Source organism: Kitasatospora sp. NPDC057223 (genome assembly GCF_042669755.1).
Classification (GTDB): domain Bacteria; phylum Actinomycetota; class Actinomycetes; order Streptomycetales; family Streptomycetaceae; genus Kitasatospora.
On record NZ_JBHUWW010000014.1, the window covers coordinates 1 to 20,397 of the forward strand.

Below are 20,397 nucleotides of genomic sequence, written 5' to 3' on the forward strand. Positions count from 1 at the left end.
GGCCTCCGCCGTGCACCAGGGGTCAGACGGCGGACGCCGCCGCCTCCGGTACGGCCGCCCGCCCGGCCGCGGCGGCGGCCTTCGGGGCGAGCACCCGCTCGGCGAGGTGGCCGAACAGCAGGCCGAAACCGGCCCAGAGGGTGAGCTGGATGGCGAGGGCCGAGAGGCGGAACTGCCACAGCAGCGTGGCGGAGAACTCCTCGGGCACCTCGTTGATCGCGGGCAGGAACGCGTACGCGAGGCCGACGGCCACGGCGAAGCCGGCCACGGCCGCCACCGTCGCGTACCAGTTGCCCAGACGCGGGGCCAGCCGCCTGCCGACGATCACCGCGCCGACGGCCAGCAGCACGCTGAGCGCCATCATCAGGAAGTACAGCGTGGTGCGCCTGCCGATCGTCTCGGGATCACCGATGGACGGCGGGTTGGCCGGGTACTTGAGGAACGGCACGAGGTACACCGCGAACAGGGCCGCCGCGGACAGCAGGGCGGCCGTGGCGCGCGGGGTGAAGCGGCCGACCCGGCCGAGGGCGAAACAGAAGCCGAGCGCGGCGAGCCCGCCCAGCGACACGCCGTACAGCAGGATTCCGGTCGCGAGGCCGGCAGTCGACTGCAGCGAGCGGCTGACGAGTTCGACCTCGCCGTGCTCGTGGCTGTGGGCCTCCTCGAACGAGATCGCCGCGTCGATGTGCGGTTCGCCCATCAGGTAGGCGACGACCAGGGCGAGCAGTCCCGCCGCGAGGCCCGCGAGCATGCCGCGGACCAGCAGGGATCTGACGGTGGTGGAGTTCATGAGCAGGGTTCCCCCGGGATCAGTGGCAGGGGAAGCCGAGCAGGTGACGGCCGTCGTGCACCCATTCGTGCACCGTCTCACCGGAGATGAGGGCGGTGGCGCCCTGCTCGGCGCCGACGAAGTAGATCAGACCCACCATCAGGATGCCGAAGAAGACCGCCCAGGGCGCGATCGCCTTGAGAGGCAGGGTGAGAGGGGCAGCGGGGATGGCTGCGGGGGCAGCGGAATGTGCCATGACAGGACCTCCTCGGGAACTCGCGTCCCGCTAGATGGTGCAGAGACGACGGCATCGGGTCTGACTCCCCGCCCGCACCGGCCGGTTGGGCTGGTGCTGCGGGCTTACAGTGGCGCGACCGTGCCGGATTCTCACCGGACTTCCGTCATACCGTCGTCGTATCGGGCTTGAAGGTACCGTCTGTGGTCGGGCCCGCCAAGGGCGCGCGCGGGGCGCTCTTGCGCCGCGCCCGGCCGGTGCGCCTGCCCGGCGCCGGGTGCACGGAGCGAATCGCCTTGGCGGCAGTGCAGTTGGAGAGGACGAGGAGACAGTGGTGACGGTCCGGGTGACCTTGGTCTCAGCGGCGATGAGCACCGCCCTGCGGGAGGCCCGCTTCGACCGGGACGGGCCGCTGGAGCCCGCCGGCCTGCGCCAGGCCCGGTCGGCCGCGGCGGAAGTCCCGCGCCACGCAAGGGCCTACGCCTCCCCGTCGGTCCGCTGCGCCGGTACGGCTGCCGCCCTGGGCCTGGCCGCCGAGCCGGTGCCTGCGCTCGCCGGCTGCTCGATGGGCCGCTGGACGGGCCGGACGCTGGACGAGGTCGCGGCCGCCGAGGCGGACGCGGTCGCCCGCTGGCTGGCCGACCCGGACGCCGCCCCGCACGGCGGCGAGCGCCTGTCGGCGTTCTGCACGCGGGTCGGCGCCTGGCTGGACGCCCTGCCCGACAGCACCCCCGACAGCACGCCCGACAGCACCCCCGACACCACCCCCGACACCACGCCGGACGCTGCGCCGGACGGTCGCGGCCCGGTCCTCGCGGTGGTCGAGCCGGACGTCGTGCGGGCCGCCGCGCTGCACGCCCTCGGCGTGCCGGGGGCCGCGTTCTGGCGGCTCGACGTGCGCCCCCTGACCGTCACCGAACTGACCGGGCGCGCCGGCCGGTGGAACGTCCGCTGGGGGAGTCCGGCAGGACGGGCGACGGACTGAGGCGCAGCCTCTGCGAGACTGTGCACCTCCCCCACCGGCCGACCCGAGAGGTGCTTCGTGACGCCGTCGCAGCAGCAGCAGCAGCAGCCGCAGCCGCAGCAGCCGTACGGTACGGCCCCGGCGCCGGCCGGCGGCCCCCTGCTGGTCGAGCGCGGCGCCCGCCCGGAGGACGGCCGGTGCCGCCACCTGCTGGTCTGGCGCGCCGGGCCCGGGTGGCGGATGCTCAGCAGCGGCGTCCTGGGCGGCGGGCTCGGGGAGCGCGGCTGGGTCCTCAACGCCCAGGTCAGACCCGGCTACAGCCGGATGGACCCGGACCGGCACCTGGCGGAGCTGGCCGCCGCCCAGGGCCTCGCCGGCCCCGGAGTGGGGCTGATGACCGCCGCCGACGTCGACGGGTACACCTGGGCGGCCGAGGACGGCGCCACCGCCGTCGTGACCACCGGCATCGGCGTGCCGACCTGGGCGGCCGCGCCCGAGCCGGTACCGGCCGCCGCCACCGGGTACGTCCCGGGCACGATCAACATCCTCGCGGTGGTGCCGGCCGCCGTGTCCGACGCCGGTCTGGCCAACCTCCTCACCACGGTGACCGAGGCGAAGGTGCAGGCGCTGCTCGACGCCGGGTACGACTGCTCCGGCACGGCCTCGGACGCGGTCTGCGTGGCCGTCCGGGCGGCCGGCCCCGGCACGGACGCCGAGCCGTTCGGCGGCCCCAGGTCCACCTGGGGATCGCGGCTGGCCCGCGCCGTGCACCGGGCGGTGCGCGAGGGCGCGGAACAGGACCGCGTGCGCCGGGCCGGCGGCCCGCTGCCGGGGCATCCGGCGCCGCTCGGGGTCTGCCGGAGCGCGGTCCTCCTGGCCGGCTGAGCCGTCCCCCGGTCGGCCGATCAGGATGGCGTCGCCGCGGTGCGGGCCCGAGCCTGGGTGCACATCGTCCGTCTGCGACAGTCCGCGACAGTCCGCGACAAGGAGCCCCGCCATGACCGTGACCGCCGATCTCGACAAGGTGCTGGACAAGAAGTACGAGAACCTGAGCCTCCCGGAGGTGCTGGACGCTCCGGTCGCCGCGCTGGCCGGCGTGACCGACGCCCACGGTGAGGCGCTCGCCGCGCTGAAGATCAGGACGGTCGGCGACCTCGGGCGCAACAAGTACATCCGCTGGGCCGTCGCCATGGCGGACCTCCAGGACCGCACGCACTGACCGCGGCGAGGCGGCGGGAGCGGGTGACGGGGTGCCGGTGACCGTGGTGGAGGGACGCCGGCTGTCCCTGTCCCACCTGGACAAGGTCTACTTCCCGCAGACCGGGACGCTCAAGGGCGAGATCGTCCGGTACTACGCGGCCGTCCAGTCCACCCTGCTCCCGCACCTGCGGGACCGGCCGCTGTCGTTCCTGCGCTGCCCCGAGGGCGTCGACGGCGAACGGTTCTTCGCGAAGAGCCCGCCGTCCGGCACGCCGGGGTGGGTGCGCACCGTGGCGGTGCCCAGCACCGCCGGGGGCCTGCGGCAGGTCGTCGTCGACGACGCCGCCACCCTGGTCTGGGCGGCCAACCTCGGCTGCGTCGAACTGCACGTGCCGCAGTGGCACGCCGCCGAACCGGCCCTCGCCGACCGGCTCGTCCTCGACCTCGACCCGGGCGACGGCGCCGACGTCCTGACCTGCCGGGCCGTCGCCGGCCTGCTGCGCGAGCGCCTCGCCGCCGACGGCCTCACCGCCTGGGTCAAGACCTCGGGCTCGAAGGGCCTGCACCTGCTGGTGCCGCTCCGTCCGACGCCCAGCGAGCGCGTCTCGGCGTACGCGAAGGCCGTCGCGTCCGAACTCGAACAGGCCCACCCCGACCTGGTGGTGCACACCATGGCGAAGGCCCGCCGGGTCGGCCGGGTGCTGGTCGACTGGTCGCAGAACGCGGCGAAGAAGACCACCGCCGCCCCCTACACCGTCCGGGCCCGGCCCCGGCCCACCGTCTCCACGCCCCTCACCTGGGACGAACTCGACCGGGCCGCCACGGCCGGCGAACTGGAGTTCACCATCGCCGACATCCCCGGCCGGCTGCGCGAGCACGGCGACCTGCTGGCCCCGCTGCTGATCCCCTCCCGCGCCCACCGCCTGCCGGACGTCCCCGGTTCCGCCCCGGCGGGCCCTGCTCCCACTCCCGCTCCCGCTGCCGCCGGCCTGGAGCCGCCACTCGACGTGATGCGCCCGGCCGCCGTCCCCGCGCTGCCGCCCGAGGACGGGCTCGGCGGCGCCGGAGTGGTCTACGAGCTGAAGCTGGACGGCTTCCGCTGCCTCGCGTTCGCCCGCGGGCGCCGGCCCCCCTACCTGCAGTCCCGCTCCGGCCGGGACCTCTGCGCCGAGTTCCCCGCGATCGCCGACGCTGTCGCCCGGCTGCCCGAAGGGCTCGTCCTCGACGCCGAACTGGTCGCCTGGCAGGGCGGACGCTTCGCCTTCGGGGAACTGCTGCGCACCCCCGCCGCCCGGGACGCGGACGGCGTGGTGCTCGGGCTGATCGCCTTCGACGTCCTGGCCCTGCCCGGCGGCCGGGACGTGCGCCGGCTGCCCCTGGCGGACCGGCGCCGGCTGCTCTCCGAGGTGCTGGCCGACGTGCCGCCGCCCGTCCAGGCCGTGCTGGCCACCGGCAGCCGGGCCGAGGCGCTGAGCTGGTCCGAGCGGCTCGCCGACTCCGGCGTGGAGGGCATCGTCTGCAAGAGCCTGGCCTCGGCCTACCGCGCCAGGGGAGCCGGCCGGGCCTGGGTGAAGTACCGGCCGGGCGACACCACCGACGCCACCGTCACCGGCTTCACCGGCACCCCCGGCCGCCCGCGCGCCCTGCTGCTGCGCCTCGCCGACGGCACCACCGTGCTCGGCTCGCCGCAGCTCACCCCGGTGCAGGCGCGGCAGGTCGCCGAGGCGGCGGCCGGCCTGCTCGATGAGCCGAGGACGGACCCCGAGCACGGGACGGTCCACCCCCTGCGGAGCCCGCTGCGGGCCGAGGTCAGGATCGGCACGGGCCGGGCGTCCGGCGCCCGCTTCGTCCGGCTCCGCGGCGACTGAGACGGGCCGGACGACGGGGGCGTGCGTGATCCGGGGGGTCCGTGGTCCCATGGAGTGCGGGGGATCCGAGAGGAGGCCGGTGATGGCCCGACCGATCTGGAGCGGGATCCTGAGCTTCGGCCTGGTTTCCGTACCCGTGTCGCTCTACGCGGCGACCGAGGACCACACCGTGCACTTCCGGCAGATCCAGCGCGGCACCTCGGACCGGGTGCGCAACCTGCGGGTGAACGAGCGCACCGGCAAGGAGGTCGCGTTCGGTGACATCGTCAAGGGCTTCGAGACCGCCGAGGGCGAGTACGTGGTGGTCGAGCCGGAGGAGCTCGACCAGATCTCGCCCGGCCGCTCCAAGACCATCGAGATCAGCGGATTCGTCGACCTCGACCAGGTCGAGCCGATCTTCTTCGACAAGACGTACTACCTGGGGCCCAAGGGCAAGGAGTACGCCAAGGTGTACACCCTGCTGCAGAAGGCCCTGGAGCAGTCCAACCGGGCCGGCATCGCGCTGTTCTCGATGCGCGGCAAGGAGTACCTGACCGCCGTCCGGGCCGACCGGGGGATCCTGACCGCGCACACCATGCACTTCGCCGACGAGGTCCGCGACCCGCACCGGGAGATCGGCAACCTCCCGGAGAGCGGCACCACGGTCAGCGACCGCGAGCTCACCATGGCCGAACAGCTCATCGACATGCTCGCGGTGGACTGGAACCCCGACGACTACAAGGACACCTTCGAGGAGAAGGTGCACGAGCTGATCGCGGCCAAGCAGGCCGGGCAGGAGTTCGAGGCCCCCTCGGCGGCTCCCCGGCCCAGCAACGTGATCGACCTGATGGACGTCCTCAGCCGCAGTCTGGAATCCGCCGGCCGTCCGGCCGGTGCGGATGCCGACGCCGGAGGCGGAAGCGAAGCCGGTGCCGAGGACGAAGGCGCCGGAAAGCCCCGCAAGCGGGCCTCCGCAGGCCGGAAGAAGGCGCCGGCCGAGGACCTGTCGGAGCTCACCAAGGCCGAGCTGTACCGGCGGGCGAGCGAGCTCGACATCCCGCACCGCTCCACCATGACCCGGGACGAGCTCCAGGCCGCCCTGGAGCAGGCGGCCGTGCCCGCGCGGCATCTGCGCGCGGCCTCCTGACCGGCACCGAGTAGCCTGAGCACGACAAACCGGCCCCGCCCGGCACCGCGGGGCCGGCCCGGATCGGCACGGCCGGAAGGAACACCGCACCAGTGACCACCGAACGGACCGGCCCGCCCCTCACCGGCGGCGAGCGCGAAACGCTGCGCGCCTTCCTCGACTACCACCGCGCGACGCTCGCGATGAAGTGCGACGGCCTCTCGGACGAGGACCTGCGCCGCCGCTCGATGCCGCCGTCGACGCTCACCCTGCTCGGCCTGGTCCGCCACATGGCCGAGGTGGAGCGCACCTGGTTCCGCCGGGTCATCAACGCCGAGGACGTCCCGTTCGTCTGGTCCGACGAGGAGGACTACCAGGCCGCCTACGACGCGAGTTCGGCCACCCGGTCGGAGGCGTTCGCCGCCTGGCAGGCGGAGGTCGAGCACTCCCGAAGGATCGAACAGGCCGCCGAGTCCCTGGATGTGACCGGCCATCAGGCCCGCTGGGGCGAGGACGTCTCGCTGCGCCTGGTGATGCTGCACCTGATCCACGACTACGCCCGGCACAACGGCCACGCCGACTTCCTCCGCGAGGGCATCGACGGCACGGTCGGCGCCTGACCGCAGCGCGCCTGACCGCGCCGCGCCGGGCCGGGCCTCAGGGCTTGCCGTCGGCCGGCGGCAGGGCGTCGGCGACGCTGCGGGCGAGGGTGACCGGGTCGCCCGACGGCGTGAGCGGGTACGGGTCGGTCCGGTGCGCCCAGGCGTCGTCCATCGCGAACCAGTCGACCGGGGCGGGAGCGGTTCCGGTGGACAGCGCGTGGTCCAGGGCGGCGAACCAGACCGCCCAGCGCGGGGCGTAGACACTCCCGACCAGGCCCGACCACTCGCGGTTGGCGTAGTCGTGCAGGCCGCCGTCCTCGCTCGGGCCGCGCCCGCCCCAGGTGGTGAGGAGTGAGCGGGCGTCGTACTCCAGCCGGTCCGCCTCGGCGGTGTCCGCGCCCTGCGACCGGGCGGCGGCGAGCCAGGGGCCGAGCAGGAGGCGCGGGTCGCTGCCGGTGAGCCGGTCGAGCAGGGCGAGATCGCCGTTCCACTCGGCCACCAGGGTGCGGAACCGCAGCAGGGACCCGCTGCGGTAGGCGTCGGCGATCAGCGGGAGCAGCGTGCGGGCGCGGTCGGAGAGAGCCTGCCGGGCGGTGTTGACCAGGTCGAAGCGGTAGGCGTCCGAGGTCTGCAACTCCGGTGCGACCTTGAGGAGTTCCGTCAGAGCACGGCGTACGTACGCCGGGTCGTAGCGCATCGAGGGCGGGCTCCAGCTCGCGGCCGTGGCGACGTCCAGGCCCGGCCTGGCGGCGAACAGGCTGTCCTGCGCCTCGCTCCAGGTACCCGCCTCCATGCCGTACGGGCCCTGCCGCAGCGCGTCCCAGGCGGCGGCGGCATGCGGGTCGGCGCCGCCGTAGCGGCGGGCGGCGTACTCGCCGAACCAGGCGGTCAGGTCCACCGGATTCTGCTGCCAAGCGAGTTGGGTGAACAGGTCGAAGGCCGCCGGGTCGGTTCCGGTGCCCTCCGGGAGGTAGGCGATCCCGCTCTGGGCGCTGCCCGGCCGGGCCCGCCCCTGCTCGAACCGCCGCACCCAGGCGCCGGTGTTGGCGCCGAGCGTGGTGTGGCCGCCGAAGTTGGGAATGCTGCCGAACGCGTACGGGGCGCCCTGCCACCGGGTGTCGCGGTCCAGCTCGTCGGCGCGGTCCGCCAGGCCGTCCAGGACGAGCACCCGTGAGCGGTCGACGCCGGACAGCAGGGCGGCGGACGGGTTGTCCTGCCAGCCGAGGACGGCCCAGAGCGCGCCGGGGTGCGCCGTGAGCAGCGCCCGCTGCACGGCTCCCGCGGCCCGCGCCACGTCCACCGGGCCGGCGGTGCCGCCCTCGTGCAGCAGGTCCATCTTGTACATGCCGCTGTCACCGAACGCCTCCTGCTGCGCCCGGTAGTAGGCGGCCGCGAGCGGGGCGAAGACCTCGCTGGTCGGGTCGAGCCAGTCGGGCCGGTCGAAACCGACCCAGTCGCCCTGCGGGACGGTGCGCGCACCGGGGTTGCGGGCGGCGAACCCGGGCGGGACGGTGCCGAAGAAGCCCGGGAACACGGGCGTCATGCCGAGCGAGCGCAACCGGTCGGCGATCCGGCGGCCCAGCGCGGCGCGGGCGTTGACCAGCCGCTCCGGGACGGGCCCGCCGAAGCCGCTCATGTTCTGGAGCAGCCACCAGCTCTGGTGGGCCGGTGCGGGAATCCACTCGCGCAGCTCCCCGGCGCGGTAGCCGAAGCTCTGCAGGGCCTGGAGGTAGGGGAGTTCGGCGCCGGTCTGGACGAAGACCTCGTTGACGCCGTGCAGGGCCAGCACGTCGATCTCGCGCTGGTGGGCGGCGAAGTCACGGTAGGCGCCCGAGTACCCGGCATCCGTGTCGTTCAGCGCGTACCGGTGCGGGACGACGGCGCGCCGGGTGACCGGACCGGTCACGGCGGGCAGGACGGCCGGTAGGGCCGGCAGCGAGTCGCCCGGCAGGCCGATGTCCACCCCGGCGACGTGCCCCAGGTACCAGCCGACCCCGGTGAGCAGGGTGGCCGGCGAGGTGCCGCGGACGGTGACGGCTCCCGCCGTCCCGCTGACCGTGAAGTAGTCCCCGCCGCCGTCCCCCGGCACCGGGGTGAGGGTGAACTGACCGGCGTGGGAGGGCAGGAGGCGGCCGACGGCCTCCACGGCCGGCGCCGCCTCGAAAGGTGCGGCGGCCGGGGCCGCACCCGGCGCCGCCAGCAGGGCGGCGGCCGCCACCAGGGCTGCGAGGGTCGCGGCCGTCCGGCGCGGGCGGGAGTACGGGTGCATGCGGCCGGTGCCTTCCGTCAGGCTCTGAGGGGATTCTGCCCGGTGGCCGCCGGCGCGGGCCCCGCCGACGTCGGCGCGTCCGGGTGAAGTCGGACGCCGCGGCTGCGTCCCGCCACGGTGGCGGCGGCGTACGGTCGGCAGGGGCGACGGCCGCCGGGCCCGACCGACGAGGAGGAGTGATCCCGATGGACAGTCACGACTGGGACGCGCGCTACGGTGCCACCGATCTGGTCTGGGGCGTCGAGCCCAACCGGTGGGTGGTCCGGGAGTGTGCGGACCTGCCCGCCGGACGGGCCCTCGATCTGGCGGCCGGCGAGGGCCGCAACAGCATCTGGCTGGCGGCGCGGGGCTGGCGCGTCACCGCGGTGGACTTCTCGCAGGTCGCCGTCGACCGGGGGCGGCGGCTCGCCGCGGCCGGGCCGCCCGAGGTCGCCGGGCGGCTGGACTGGGTCCGGGCGGACGCCCTCGGGTACCGGCCCGAGCCGGGCGGCCACGACCTCGTGCTGATCGTCTACCTGCACCTGCCGGCCGCCGAACGGCGCCGGGTGCTCGACCTGGCCGCCACCGCGCTCGCCCCCGGCGCCACCCTGCTGGTGGTCGGCCACGCCACCGCCAACCTCACCGAGGGCTCCGGCGGCCCGCAGGACGCCCGGGTGCTGTACAGCCCCGGGGACATCGTGGCCGACCTCGCCGGGCACGGCCTGCGGACGGTCCGCGCCGAGCACGTGCACCGCTCGGTGGCCACCGCCGACGGAGCGTCCGCCCGGGCCGTCGACGCCCTCGTCCGGCTGGAGCGCCCGCAGGGCGCCGGCTGAGAAGCCGGCGCCCTGCGTTTCGGTGGTTCGAAGGCTCAGTGCTGCAGCGCGGGTTCGGCGGCACCGGCGCTCCCGGTGACGACCCGGGCGCCCCGGGCGGGGTCGCGGCGGTCGAGCGCGCCGGAGACGAGGGCCAGCAGCAGGGCGGCGGCGGCGAGGGCGGCGCCCACCCAGTTCGGGGCGGTGTAGCCGAAGCCGGCCGAGATGACCATGCCGCCGATCAGCGCCGCCAGGGCGTTGCCGAGGTTGAAGGCGCCGATGTTGACGGCGGAGGCGAGGGTGGGGGCGCCGGCGGCCTGGTCCAGCACGCGCTTCTGCAGCGGCGGGACGGTGGCGAAGCCGAGCGCGCCGATCAGCGTGATGGTGACGGCCGCGGCGACCTTGTTGTGCGCGGTGACGGTGAACAGGGCCAGCACCAGGGCCAGCGAGCCGAGCGTGACGTACAGCATCGGCATCAGGGCCCGGTCGGCGAACCGGCCGCCGACGAGGTTGCCGCCGACCATGCCGAGGCCGAACAGGACGAGCAGCCAGGTGACGGAGGAGTCCGCGAAGCCGGCCACCTCGGTCATCATCGGCGAGATGTAGGTGATGGCGGCGAAGACCCCGCCGAAGCCGAGCACCGTCATCGCCATCGCCAGCAGGACCTGGACGTTGCGGAAGGCGGCCAGCTCGTTGCGCAGGCTGACGCCTTCGGCCTTGGGGATCTCCGGCACCAGCTTGACGATGCCGACCAGCCCGAGCACGCCGAGCGCGGCCACCAGGAAGAACGTGGTCCGCCACCCCGCGGCCTGGCCGACGTAGGTGCCGAGCGGGACGCCGACGACGTTGGCGACGGTCAGGCCGGTGAACATCATGGCGATGGCGCCGGCCTTCTTGGCGGGCGCGACCAGGTCGGCGGCGACGACCGCGCCGATGCCGAAGAACGCGCCGTGCGCGAGGGAGGCGACCAGCCGCCCGGCGACCATCACCGGGAAGACGGGGGCGAGGGCGGACAGTACGTTGCCGGCGATGAACAGGCCCATCAGCAGCATCAGCATCCGCTTGCGGGAGATCTTGGTGCCGAGCACGGTCATCAGGGGGGCGCCGATGACCACGCCCAGGGCGTAGCCGGTCACCAGCCAGCCGGCGGTGGGGATGGTGACACCGAAGTCGCCGGCGACCTCGGGCAGCAGGCCCATGATCACGAACTCGGTGGTGCCGATTCCGAAGGCCCCGATGGCGAGGGCCAGGAGTGCGAGGGGCATGGGGGATGCCTTCCAGATGTTTGCTTCCGTGCCTTACGAGCGCCAACAATAATTGCAGGCGCTGGTTAATTGCAAGCGCGGGATATTGCGAAAGTGCTCTATCCTGGGAACCGCATCGCACGGAGGAGGAAGCCGGACATGACCGCCACGGATCCCGCACTCACCACCCTGGCCCAGGGCTGGTGCGCACTGTCGCTGCTGCACGGGCGGATCGAGAGCCACGTGGAGAAAGCGCTGCAGGGCGCCCACGACCTGAGCGTGCGCGAGTACTCCCTGCTCGACGTGCTCAGCCGCCAGCACGACGGCCCCGGCGGGCACCTGCAGATGAAGCAGGTCGCGGACGCGGTCGTGCTCAGCCAGAGTGCCACCACCCGGCTCGTCACCCGGCTGGAGGACCGCGGGCTGCTCGCCCGTTACCTCTGTCCCACCGACCGGCGCGGCATCTACACCAACGTCAGCGAGACCGGTCAGGCCCTTCTGGAGCAGGCCCGCCCCACCAACGACCGGGCCCTGCGGGAGGCCCTGGACGAGGCCGCGACCGTTCCCGAGCTGTCACCGCTGGTCTCGGCCGTCGAGAAGCTGAACGTCCCGGCCTGATCCGGGGAGCGCCCGAAGGGCCGCCGGGAACCGCCTTGTGGCGGCCCCGGCGGCCCTTCGCGTTGTCGGCGTCCGGCCCGGGTCAGCCCAGGTCCGCGCCGAGGATCACCGAGCGGGTCAGGTTGCGCGGGCGGTCCGGGTCACGGCCGTCGGCCTCGGCGGCGGCGACGGCGAGCCGGTGCACGCGGACCAGGTCGGCCATCGGGTCGAGGGCCGGCCGGTCCGCGTCCGCGCCGGAGCCGGCGATCAGCAGGCCGCCGACCCGGGTGACGTCCGCGCCGAGGCCGGCGGGCAGGGCGCCGAACGTCCAGACCGCCCGGCCGGGGCCGGTGATCGCGATCGGGCCGTGCCGGTACTCCATCGCGGGGTAGGCCTCGGTCCAGGCGCCGGCCGCCTCGCGCATCTTCAGTGCCGCCTCCTGGGCCAGGCCGTACGTCCAGCCGGTGCCGAGGAAGGAGATCTGGCCGGCGGTCAGCGCTCCCTCGGGCAGCGGCTCGGCCAGGGCCCGCCCGGCGTCCAGGGCGGCCTGCGCGACGGTGCGCACGCCGGGCGGCAGGGCCCCCTCGGTCTCCAGGTGGGCGCGGAGCAGTGCGAGCGCGGTGGTGGCGAAGCGGGTCTGCACCACCGACTCCTCGTCCGCGAAGTCGAGCACCACGGCGTTGCCGGCGAGCTTCATCACGGGGGTGGCCGGGTCGGCGGTGATCGCGGTGGCGGCCGTCGAGGCGCCCAGCCGGGCGAGGAGGTCCAGCACCTCGGAGGTGGTGCCGGAGCGGGTGAGCGCGATCACCCGGTCGTAGGCCCGTCGCCGCGGGAACTCGGAGGCGGCGAAGGCGTCCGTCTCGCCGTGGCCGCCCTGCTCGCGCAGCGCCGCGTACGCCTGGGCGATGAACCACGAGGTGCCGCAGCCGATCACGGCGACCCGCTCGCCCCGCCGGGGCAGGACGGCGGCGTGTGCCGGTGCGAGTTCGGCGGCCCGCTGCCAGCAGGCCGGCTGGGAGTCGATCTCGACGGCCGTGCGGGAGGTGGGGGCGGGCGTCGGGCTCGGCATGGGCGCTCCTGGGGTGACCGGGACGGAAAACTGTCTGCTTGATACTGCTCATTAGATAGCAGTTTCACGCATGATCGCGCAATCCTGCTTCGAATCGGCGTCGAGTTCCCGGGGGGTGTGACCAAGCGCACGGAGGAGTTGCCATCCGAAATGGTTGCCCGAGGCAACCAAGGCATATAGTTGCCCCAGGCAATCAAATTCGAGGGGTGACGCGTGGACGACCAACAGGCAATCGCCTCGGTCCTCAGCCATCTGGGCGCCGTCGGCGACCTGCGCCGCCACCTCGTCCCGCAGGCCACCGCCCGGGTCGCCGTGCTCGCCGCACTGGAACGGCACGGCGAGATGCGGGTGGTCGAACTCGCCGAACACCTCCTCGTCGACATGTCGGCCGTCAGCAGACAGCTCTCCCACGCCCAGCAGGACGGCCAGGTCGCCCGTCGCCCCAACCCGGCCGACGGCCGCTCCTGCCTGGTGAGCGTGACCGCCGAGGGCCGCCGCCTGGTCGCGGAGGCCCGCCGGCAGAGCGCCGAACAGCTGACCAGGGCCACCGCGGGCTGGGACCGGGCCGAGCTGGCGACGTTCGCCGAACTCGTCGGCCGCCTGCACCACGACCTGGAGCGCCTGCCGCGCGCCGCTCCGCCGGCGGCAGCCCCGAGCTGAACGCCCCCTCGAAGCACGTCGTCCGGAGCGCCACCGCAACACCCGCCGAGCACGACGGGACCAAGGAGAAGCACGTGTCACACCAGCCAACCGCCGAGGCTCCCGCACCCGCCGGGGGAGCGGCGCAGGCGGCGGCGCCCATGACGCACCGGCAGATCATGGAGGCGCTCTCCGGTCTGCTGCTCGGCCTGTTCGTGGCGATCCTGTCCAGCACCGTGGTGTCCAACGCCCTCCCGCGGATCGTCTCCGACCTGCACGGCAGCCAGTCCACCTACACCTGGGTGGTCACCGCGACGCTGCTCGCCACCACCGTCTCCACCCCGATCTGGGGCAAGCTCGCCGACCTGACCAGCAAGAAGCGGCTCATCCAGCTGTCCCTGGTGGTCTACATCCTCGGCTCCGCACTCGCCGGCCTGTCGCAGAACAGCGGCATGCTGATCGCCTGCCGGGTCGTGCAGGGCCTGGGTGCCGGCGGTCTCACCGCGCTGGCCCAGGTGATCCTGGCGACCATGATCCCGCCGCGTGAGCGCGGCAAGTACAACGGCTACCTCGGCGCGGTGATGGCCGTGGGCACCATCGGCGGCCCGCTGCTCGGCGGCGTCATCGTGGACACCTCCTGGCTCGGCTGGCGCTGGTGCTTCTACGTCGGCGTGCCCTTCGCGGTGCTCGCGCTGGTCGTCCTGCAGCGCACCCTCAAGCTGCCGGTGGTCCGGCGCCAGGTGAAGGTCGACTACCCGGGCGCCGTCCTGGTCAGCGCCGCGGTCAGCCTGCTGCTGGTCTGGGTCTCGCTGGCCGGAGACTCCTTCGCCTGGGGCTCCTGGCAGACCGCCGTGATGGTGCTCGGCGCGCTGGCCCTGGCCGGTCTCTTCGTCCTGGTCGAGCTGCGCACCGACGAGCCGATCATCCCCATGCACCTGTTCCGCAACCGCACCGTCGCCCTGTCGGTGGTGGCGAGCCTCGCGGTCGGCACCGCGATGTTCGGTGCCACGGTGTTCCTCAGCCAGTACTTCCAGATCAGCCGGGGCAAGTCGCCGACGATGTCGGGCGTGATGTCGCTGCCGATGATCATCGGGCTGGTCCTGTCGTCCACCGTCGTCGGGCGGCTGATCACCGCCTCCGGCCGCTGGAAGCGCTACCTGGTGATCGGCGGGGTGCTGCTGACCGTCGGCTTCTCGCTGATGTCGACCGTGCGGGTGGACACCTCGCTGGTGCTGCTCGGCAGCTACATGCTCCTGGTCGGCTGCGGCCTCGGGATGACCATGCAGAACCTCGTCCTGGCCGTCCAGAACACCGTGCCGATGCGCGAACTCGGCTCCGCCAGTTCGGTGGTGGCGTTCTTCCGGACACTGGGCGGCACGATCGGGGTGTCGGCGCTCGGCGCCGTCCTCGCCGCCCACGTCAAGACGTACACCGCCGAGGGCCTGGCCGGCCTCGGTGTCGCCTCGGCGGGCGGCGACGGCTCGCTGCCCGACGTCCGCACCCTGCCGGCGCCGATCGCCCACGTGATCGAGGGGGCGTACGGCCACGCGACCGGAGGCGTCTTCCTGATCGCCGCGCCGGTCGCGCTGATCGCCCTGATCGCGATGGTCTTCATCAAGGAGACGCCGCTGCGCACCGGTCAGGAGCCGGTGCGGCCCGCCACGGCCGAGAAGGCCGCCATGACGGTGGCCGGCTGACCCACCCCGGTACTCGGCGGACCAACACGGCTCAGGGACGGGGCCGGGACGCCGACGGCGGGCGCACCCAGGGCATCGGTGCGCCCGCCACCACCGGGCCGGACCGCTTCACGCGGTCCGGCCCGGTCGTATCCCGTCCGGCGCCGGATCAGCTCAGGCCGAACGCCCGGATGATGTCCTGGCTCACCGTCCCGCCCCTGCCGTCGGAGGCGGTGGTCCGCAGCGAGACGAACCCGCCGCGGGCCTTGGGCAGCTTGATGTCGGCCGCCCAACTGCCGTCGCCCGTCCGCTTCAGCGTCGCCGGTGTCCAGCGGGCACCGTCGTCGTAGGAGACCGCGAGGGTGGCCGAGGAGGCCCGGGTCACGTCGGCCAGCCACTCCTGGGTGGCCGCCGAGATCCCGATCCGGGTGGTGCCGCCGGCCCTGACGTCACCGGCGGTGTCGACGGGGACGTCGTAGTCGAGCTGGAGCAGCTTGATGTCCTGCTGGTACGGCCCGTCCTGCGGGAGCCGGCCGGAGCCGAACCCCCACTCGGTGTGGGTGCGGGTCGAGGTCTTCCAGGTCTTCGCGTCCCGCTGCGAGTCCAGCACCAGCCGGTAGGGCTGGGTCTCGGCCGGCAGGTCCCAGCCGTAACCGGCTCGCCCGGCACCGGACTTCAGCAGGGTGTCACCCCGGTAGAAGGCGTACGTCGTGGTCTCGTACTCGTCGTCGGGCATCGACCCGGAGTGGCCGGCGCCGTTGTCCGTCCACATGGTGATGTTGAACTGGATGTCGTCGTGGACACTGCGGTTGGGCCCCCAGTAGGCGGTGCCCAGACGCGGGCGCTGGATGCCGCCGAACCAGTTCGTCCGGTACGACCTCCCGGGCCGGTAGCGGTCCTCGCCGCCGCGCATCTCCGCCAACTGCGTACCGTAGTCGGCGCTGTAGACGCTGTGGTCCTCGTACCAGAAGCCCGTGCCCTGCTGCTTGGAGACCCACTCGGTGCGGGTGCTCGGGTAGGTCTCCTTCTCGGCGTAGCCGATACCGTAGCCCCAGGCCGGGATGTCGTAGCGGAAGCCGCCGCCGGGCACCTGCCGGAAGCCGTTGTAGGTGGCCTCCACCTTCGCCAGGTCGCGCCCGGGGTCGGGGGTGTAGGCGAGCGGGCGGTCCGGGACGCTGCCGTCGTGCTGGTCGAGCAGGTCGTACAGGTAGCGGGTGTCCCGGCGCTGGGTGACGTCCAGCTTCTGGCCGCCGTGCCGGGCGCCCGTGACGAGAGCCGCGCCGGCGTCGCGCATCACCGAGACGACGGTGATCGGGGTGTCCACGCCCTGGTCGTCCGCGTAGTAGTCGAGCAGCCTGCCGGGCCCGTCGTTGACGACGATCAGCAGCTTCGCTCCGGCGGCGATCGCGTTCGCGGCGCGTTCCGCCGGGCGGACGGCGTCGCTGCGATCGACGATCACGGCCCCGCCCCTGGCGTCCAGGCCCGCGTAGTCGGCCGCCGCCCCCCTGCCCGCGTACACCGTGCGCAGCCGGGCGGAGCCGTCGGTGACGGTGGCGCCCGGCTGTGCGGTCACCTCGGGGCCCTGGTCGTGCCGACCGCCCTGCTCCTCCTGCTCCTGCTGCTGCTCCTGCCTGCCGTGGCCGACGGTGGAGACGCCGACCATCGGCTCGCCGAGCCGCCAGCGGGTCAGGTAGCCGAAGCTGCCGTCGGTGACCTCGCGGGTCGGGCTCACGTAGAGCGCGTCGTAGCCGGCCGGCATGACGTACGCGTCGCGCAGCACCACGCCGTTGGCGAAGGTCCGGGCGAAGTCCCAGTGCAGTTGGCGCTGTTCGGTCTGCTGCGGTACGGCGGCGCTGACCCGGCGGGACTTCGACGCGTCGAGGCTCACGGTGGCGGGCCCGGTCAGCACGGTCTCGGGGTCGATCAGCACGGCCATGCCGAGCGAGTCCGGGGCGTCCCCGGCGACGTCGAGCGCCGCCCAGGTGGTGTAGGTGCCCGGCGGCAGCCGCAGGGTGCGCTCGCCGTCCACCGCGACCGGCGACATGGTCGGGTCGCTCTTCTCGGCCAGCACCACGATGCCGGCCGCCGGCTTGCCGTCCCGGCCGGTCAGCCGGACCGTGTAGTCGTACAGTTCGCGCTCCTTGTGGAGGGCGAAGCCGGTGTGCGCGACGACCCGGCCGGCCGCGTCGGTGGCCAGCACCTGCCCGGAGAACGCGGTGTCGTCCGGCACGCCCGCCGGGTCGAGGGTGAGCGTGACGTCGCTGCTGCCGCCCGCCGGGACGGTGACCGCCTTCGCGGACAGCGTGTACGCGGGGTCGGCGGTGTCCGTCGCCAGGTTCAGCGTGACGGGCGCCGTACCGGTGTTGCGGTACGTGACGGTGCGGGTGGCCGGCGCGGCGCCGGCGGTGGGCCAGTCGTAGGCCGCGGCCTCCACCGAACCGGTCGCCTGCACCGCCGAGTCCACGGCGGCGAGCACGTCGAGCCGGCCGGTGCCCTGCTCGTACGGGGTCCGGCCGAGCACCTTCGACGAGCTCATCAGCGCGTCCTTGAGCTGCTGCCCGCTCCACTCGGGGTGGCGCTGCTTCAGCACCGCGGCCGCGCCGGCCACGTGCGGCGTCGCCATCGAGGTACCGGACATCGTCTGGTACATCCCGCTGCCGGAGGCCAGTGCCTGCGAGCGCGCGGCGGTGATGTCGACACCGGGCGCGGACAGATCCGGCTTCAGCGCGTACGAGCCGGTCAGCGGGCCCATGCTGGAGAAGTCCGCCCGCTGGTCCTGCTTGTCCACGGCGGCCACCGTCAGCGCGGCGGCGGCCGAGCCGGGGGAGCCGATCGAGCCGGCCGCGTAGGCGTTGCCGGCGGCGATGACGTACAGCGGCCCGCCGTTCGCGGACAGCGCGTTCACCGCCTGCGACATCGGGTCCGTCCCGTCGTCGGGGACGGGCGAGCCGAGGCTCATGCTCACCACGTCGGCGCCCTGCGCCTTCGCCCACTCCATCCCGGCGATGATCCAGGAGTCCTGCCCGGAACCCTCGTCGGACAGCACCTTGCCGACGAGCAGCCGCGCGCCCGGCGCGACGCCCCTGTACGCGCCCGCGGAGGCGGCGCCGCTGCCCGCGACGGTGGAGGCGACGTGCGTGCCGTGCCCGTTCCCGTCGGTGACGGCCTCTCCGGGCACGAAGCTCTGCTCGGCGTCGATCCGGTCCTTGACGTCCGGGTGGCTCTCGTCCACGCCGGTGTCCAGCACCGCGACCTTGCGGCCGGTGCCGTCGAAGCCCTCGGCCCAGGCCTGCGGGGCGTTGACCTGCGGCACCGACTCCTTGAGGCTCGCCTCGACCCGGCCGTCCAGCCACAGCTTGTCGATGCCCCGGGCGTCGTCGAGGGAGCGGGCGGCCGGCTTCGGGGCCAGGTCGTCCCAGAACGCACGGGCGTCCTTGCCGGTGGTCCTGAGCGCCGCCCCGCCGATGCTCGGCAACTGCCGCACCACGGTGCTGCCCGCGGGCGCCGCCGGCAGCGACCGGGCGGCGAGCGCCGGGCCGGTGTAGGCGGCGATCAGCGGGATGCCGCCGGAGCGGGCGTCGTCGTAGCCCATCCTCACCAGGGCGCTGACGTCGAACAGCCGCTTGTCCAGCTTGCCGGCCGCGATCAGCGGCTGCGCCTCGTCCGGCACCACGTGGACGTCGCCGCCCGACTGCTGGACGTGCACCCCGCCGGGGGCGCCGTGCGGGCGGTCGACGGTAACGGTGTCCAGGCTGCCTGGGCCGTCGGTGAAGTGCACGACGTCGCCGGTGACCAGGGTGAGGTCGTAGGTGGCGGACGGCGCCGCCGTGGCGGGTGCGGTGGCACCCGGCGCGGCGTTCGCGGAGGTCGGGGGCAGCAGGATCCCGGTGCCCAGCAGCAGCGCGGTGGCGCCGGCCAGCAGGGGGACCCGTCGTCGTATGGGGGTCATGCAGATGATTTTCGGGCTGACAGGTGCTCAGGGCACCGGCTCCGGGAGGCGGGAACCCGCCTGGGCGGATAACCGCCCCGGCGGGCCCCGCCCGGGCCGGGGTGCGGGCGCACGACGGCCCCGGGTGCACGCCGGACGGGCGGTCCGGCGGCCCGGGGCCGTCGTGGGGCGCGCGGGTCAGCCCTGCGGGGCGACCGAGCCGAGGTAGGCCGAGGCCTTCTCGGGGTCGAAGAACCAGTTCTCGAAGTCGGCGGCGTTGTCGAAGCCGTTGGCGAAGCGGTCCGCCACCGGCTGGAGCTGGCCGGCCGCGCCGATCAGGTTCAGCACGTGCTCCGGCGGCGGGGCGAGCATCGCGTTGGTCCACTTGGTGACGTGCTGGGCGCCCTCCCAGTACCGGTCGAAGGCGGACTGCATGAAGTCCCGGTCGAACGCCTTGTCACCGTGCTCCAGGATCGCCTCCAGGTACACCGAGGCGCACTTGGCGGCGTTGTTGGAGCCCTGTCCGGTGATCGGGTCGTTCGCGACGACCACGTCGGCCACCCCCAGCACCAGTCCGCCGCCGGGCAGTTCGCCGACCGGGTTGCGGACCACCGGCGCGTAGCGGCCGGCCAGCGTCGCGCCGGCGTCCGTCAGCTCGACGCCGCCGAGGGTGCGGTCGTACTCCCACGGCGTGAAGGTCCTCATCAGGTCCAGGGTCAGCCGCAGGTGTTCGGCCGGGTCCTTGACGTCGGTGAAGACGTCCAGCGGGCCGCCGGGGACGCCCTCCCAGAACAGGATGTCGGCGGGGCCCGAGGTGGTCAGCGTCGGCATGATGAACAGCTCGCCGGCGCCGGGCACCAGGTTGCAGCGCACCGCCCGGAAGTCGTGCTCCGGGCGCGGCCCGAGGCCGTGCACGTAGCTGACGGCCAGGGCGCGCTGCGGCGCGTCGTACGGCGAACGCGAAGCGTCCCGGCCGAACATCGAGACCAGCTCGCCCTTGCCCGCCGCCACCAGCACCAGGTCGTACGTGCGGGCGAAGTAGTCGAGGTCGGAGACGGCGACGCCGTGCACCACGACCTGGCCGCCGCGCTCGGCGAAGGTCTCCAGCCAGCCCGACATCTTGACCCGCTGGTCGACGGACTGCGCGTAGCCGTTGAGCCGGCCCACCCAGTCGATCACCCGGGCCGACTCGGGGCCGGTGACCGAGACGCCGAGCCCCTCGATCCTCGGGGCCTCCTGCTCCCAGAAGTTGATGCCCAGCTCACGCTCGGTCTGCAGCGCGGAGGCGAACATGCACTGGGTGGACATCACCCGTCCGTCGCGGATCTCGTCCGCCGTGCGGTTGGTCATCACGGTGACGTCGTAGCCGTTGGACTGGAGGCCCAACGCGAGCTGGAGCCCGGCCTGCCCGGCTCCGACGATCAGTATTCGGCGCATC

At 73.9% G+C, this 20,397-nt stretch carries 17 protein-coding genes, 1 pseudogene and 1 riboswitch; of the genes and pseudogenes, 11 read left to right on the forward strand and 7 right to left on the reverse strand.

The window, feature by feature from the left end:
• Positions 1-22 precede the first annotated feature (22 nt).
• Complete coding sequence (locus tag ACFUK0_RS08175) at positions 23-790, reverse strand: CbtA family protein (protein WP_380247440.1); 768 nt, start codon at positions 788-790, stop codon at positions 23-25.
• Between the two features lie 19 nt (positions 791-809).
• Entirely contained in the window at positions 810-1,025 is a 216-nt protein-coding gene (locus tag ACFUK0_RS08180; RefSeq protein ID WP_380247442.1) for a CbtB-domain containing protein, read from the reverse strand.
• Between the two features lie 32 nt (positions 1,026-1,057).
• A riboswitch (cobalamin riboswitch) is annotated at positions 1,058-1,221 on the reverse strand.
• A gap of 117 nt (positions 1,222-1,338) precedes the next feature.
• Here ACFUK0_RS08180 and ACFUK0_RS08185 point away from each other — a divergent pair.
• The 7 genes and pseudogenes from ACFUK0_RS08185 (at position 1,339) to ACFUK0_RS08215 (ending at position 6,761) form a co-directional block, all read left to right on the forward strand.
• Positions 1,339-1,989, forward strand: coding sequence for a histidine phosphatase family protein (locus ACFUK0_RS08185; protein ID WP_380247444.1), 651 nt, complete (start codon positions 1,339-1,341; stop codon positions 1,987-1,989).
• A 57-nt stretch (positions 1,990-2,046) separates the two neighbouring features.
• Positions 2,047-2,853: an adenosylcobinamide amidohydrolase gene (locus ACFUK0_RS08190; protein WP_380247446.1), complete on the forward strand. Its 807-nt coding sequence runs from the start codon at positions 2,047-2,049 to the stop codon at positions 2,851-2,853.
• Positions 2,854-2,965: 112 nt separating this feature from the next.
• Positions 2,966-3,187 carry a hypothetical protein gene (locus tag ACFUK0_RS08195; RefSeq protein WP_380247448.1) on the forward strand — a complete coding sequence of 74 codons (222 nt, stop codon included), beginning with the start codon at positions 2,966-2,968 and terminating at the stop codon, positions 3,185-3,187.
• Between the two features lie 31 nt (positions 3,188-3,218).
• Positions 3,219-4,097 (forward strand): annotated as a pseudogene (gene ligD, locus ACFUK0_RS08200) (non-homologous end-joining DNA ligase); the annotation flags it as partial.
• A gap of 81 nt (positions 4,098-4,178) precedes the next feature.
• The gene (locus tag ACFUK0_RS08205) at positions 4,179-5,036 is read left to right on the forward strand and encodes a DNA ligase (protein ID WP_380247605.1); all 858 of its coding nucleotides are present in this window, start codon (positions 4,179-4,181) and stop codon (positions 5,034-5,036) included.
• Between the two features lie 82 nt (positions 5,037-5,118).
• Positions 5,119-6,162 (forward strand): Ku protein, encoded by a 1,044-nt coding sequence (locus tag ACFUK0_RS08210; protein ID WP_380247450.1) that lies wholly within the window; start codon positions 5,119-5,121, stop codon positions 6,160-6,162.
• 92 nt (positions 6,163-6,254) lie between these two features.
• Positions 6,255-6,761: a DinB family protein gene (locus ACFUK0_RS08215; protein ID WP_380247452.1), complete on the forward strand. Its 507-nt coding sequence runs from the start codon at positions 6,255-6,257 to the stop codon at positions 6,759-6,761.
• 37 nt (positions 6,762-6,798) lie between these two features.
• Here the strand turns inward: ACFUK0_RS08215 and ACFUK0_RS08220 are convergent, their stop codons facing one another.
• Positions 6,799-9,012, reverse strand: a complete 2,214-nt coding sequence (locus tag ACFUK0_RS08220) for an alpha-N-acetylglucosaminidase (RefSeq protein ID WP_380247454.1) — start codon at positions 9,010-9,012, stop codon at positions 6,799-6,801.
• A gap of 185 nt (positions 9,013-9,197) precedes the next feature.
• Between ACFUK0_RS08220 and ACFUK0_RS08225 the strand changes: the two genes are divergently transcribed.
• A complete protein-coding gene (locus tag ACFUK0_RS08225; protein WP_380247455.1) occupies positions 9,198-9,827 on the forward strand; it encodes a class I SAM-dependent methyltransferase in 630 nt (209 codons plus the stop codon).
• Between the two features lie 35 nt (positions 9,828-9,862).
• Here ACFUK0_RS08225 and ACFUK0_RS08230 read toward each other — a convergent pair whose 3' ends face one another.
• Positions 9,863-11,071 (reverse strand): MFS transporter, encoded by a 1,209-nt coding sequence (locus ACFUK0_RS08230; RefSeq protein WP_380247457.1) that lies wholly within the window; start codon positions 11,069-11,071, stop codon positions 9,863-9,865.
• A gap of 138 nt (positions 11,072-11,209) precedes the next feature.
• Between ACFUK0_RS08230 and ACFUK0_RS08235 the strand changes: the two genes are divergently transcribed.
• Complete coding sequence (locus tag ACFUK0_RS08235) at positions 11,210-11,668, forward strand: MarR family winged helix-turn-helix transcriptional regulator (protein WP_380247459.1); 459 nt, start codon at positions 11,210-11,212, stop codon at positions 11,666-11,668.
• Between the two features lie 82 nt (positions 11,669-11,750).
• Here ACFUK0_RS08235 and ACFUK0_RS08240 read toward each other — a convergent pair whose 3' ends face one another.
• Positions 11,751-12,716 (reverse strand): SIS domain-containing protein, encoded by a 966-nt coding sequence (locus ACFUK0_RS08240; RefSeq protein WP_380247461.1) that lies wholly within the window; start codon positions 12,714-12,716, stop codon positions 11,751-11,753.
• Between the two features lie 213 nt (positions 12,717-12,929).
• Here ACFUK0_RS08240 and ACFUK0_RS08245 point away from each other — a divergent pair, with 213 nt between their 5' ends.
• Positions 12,930-13,376, forward strand: a complete 447-nt coding sequence (locus ACFUK0_RS08245; RefSeq protein WP_380247463.1) for a MarR family winged helix-turn-helix transcriptional regulator — start codon at positions 12,930-12,932, stop codon at positions 13,374-13,376.
• Between the two features lie 74 nt (positions 13,377-13,450).
• Positions 13,451-15,052 (forward strand): MFS transporter, encoded by a 1,602-nt coding sequence (locus tag ACFUK0_RS08250; RefSeq protein ID WP_380247465.1) that lies wholly within the window; start codon positions 13,451-13,453, stop codon positions 15,050-15,052.
• 148 nt (positions 15,053-15,200) lie between these two features.
• Here ACFUK0_RS08250 and ACFUK0_RS08255 read toward each other — a convergent pair whose 3' ends face one another.
• The gene (locus tag ACFUK0_RS08255; RefSeq protein ID WP_380247467.1) at positions 15,201-18,980 is read right to left on the reverse strand and encodes a S8 family serine peptidase; all 3,780 of its coding nucleotides are present in this window, start codon (positions 18,978-18,980) and stop codon (positions 15,201-15,203) included.
• A gap of 177 nt (positions 18,981-19,157) precedes the next feature.
• On the reverse strand, positions 19,158-20,396 hold the full coding sequence (locus ACFUK0_RS08260) for a styrene monooxygenase/indole monooxygenase family protein (protein ID WP_380247469.1): 1,239 nt from the start codon (positions 20,394-20,396) through the stop codon (positions 19,158-19,160).
• Between the last annotated feature and the right edge of the window lies 1 nt (position 20,397).

Coding starts and splice junctions, on each gene's coding strand:
- ACFUK0_RS08225 (WP_380247455.1), top strand. CDS start 9,198: ATGGACAGTCACGACTGGGACGCGCGCTACGGTGCCACCGATCTGGTC.
- ACFUK0_RS08230 (WP_380247457.1), bottom strand. CDS start 11,071: ATGCCCCTCGCACTCCTGGCCCTCGCCATCGGGGCCTTCGGAATCGGC.
- ACFUK0_RS08255 (WP_380247467.1), bottom strand. CDS start 18,980: ATGACCCCCATACGACGACGGGTCCCCCTGCTGGCCGGCGCCACCGCG.
- ACFUK0_RS08235 (WP_380247459.1), top strand. CDS start 11,210: ATGACCGCCACGGATCCCGCACTCACCACCCTGGCCCAGGGCTGGTGC.
- ACFUK0_RS08205 (WP_380247605.1), top strand. CDS start 4,179: ATGCGCCCGGCCGCCGTCCCCGCGCTGCCGCCCGAGGACGGGCTCGGC.
- ACFUK0_RS08175 (WP_380247440.1), bottom strand. CDS start 790: ATGAACTCCACCACCGTCAGATCCCTGCTGGTCCGCGGCATGCTCGCG.
- ACFUK0_RS08210 (WP_380247450.1), top strand. CDS start 5,119: ATGGCCCGACCGATCTGGAGCGGGATCCTGAGCTTCGGCCTGGTTTCC.
- ACFUK0_RS08240 (WP_380247461.1), bottom strand. CDS start 12,716: ATGCCGAGCCCGACGCCCGCCCCCACCTCCCGCACGGCCGTCGAGATC.
- ACFUK0_RS08260 (WP_380247469.1), bottom strand. CDS start 20,396: ATGCGCCGAATACTGATCGTCGGAGCCGGGCAGGCCGGGCTCCAGCTC.
- ACFUK0_RS08180 (WP_380247442.1), bottom strand. CDS start 1,025: ATGGCACATTCCGCTGCCCCCGCAGCCATCCCCGCTGCCCCTCTCACC.
- ACFUK0_RS08220 (WP_380247454.1), bottom strand. CDS start 9,012: ATGCACCCGTACTCCCGCCCGCGCCGGACGGCCGCGACCCTCGCAGCC.
- ACFUK0_RS08195 (WP_380247448.1), top strand. CDS start 2,966: ATGACCGTGACCGCCGATCTCGACAAGGTGCTGGACAAGAAGTACGAG.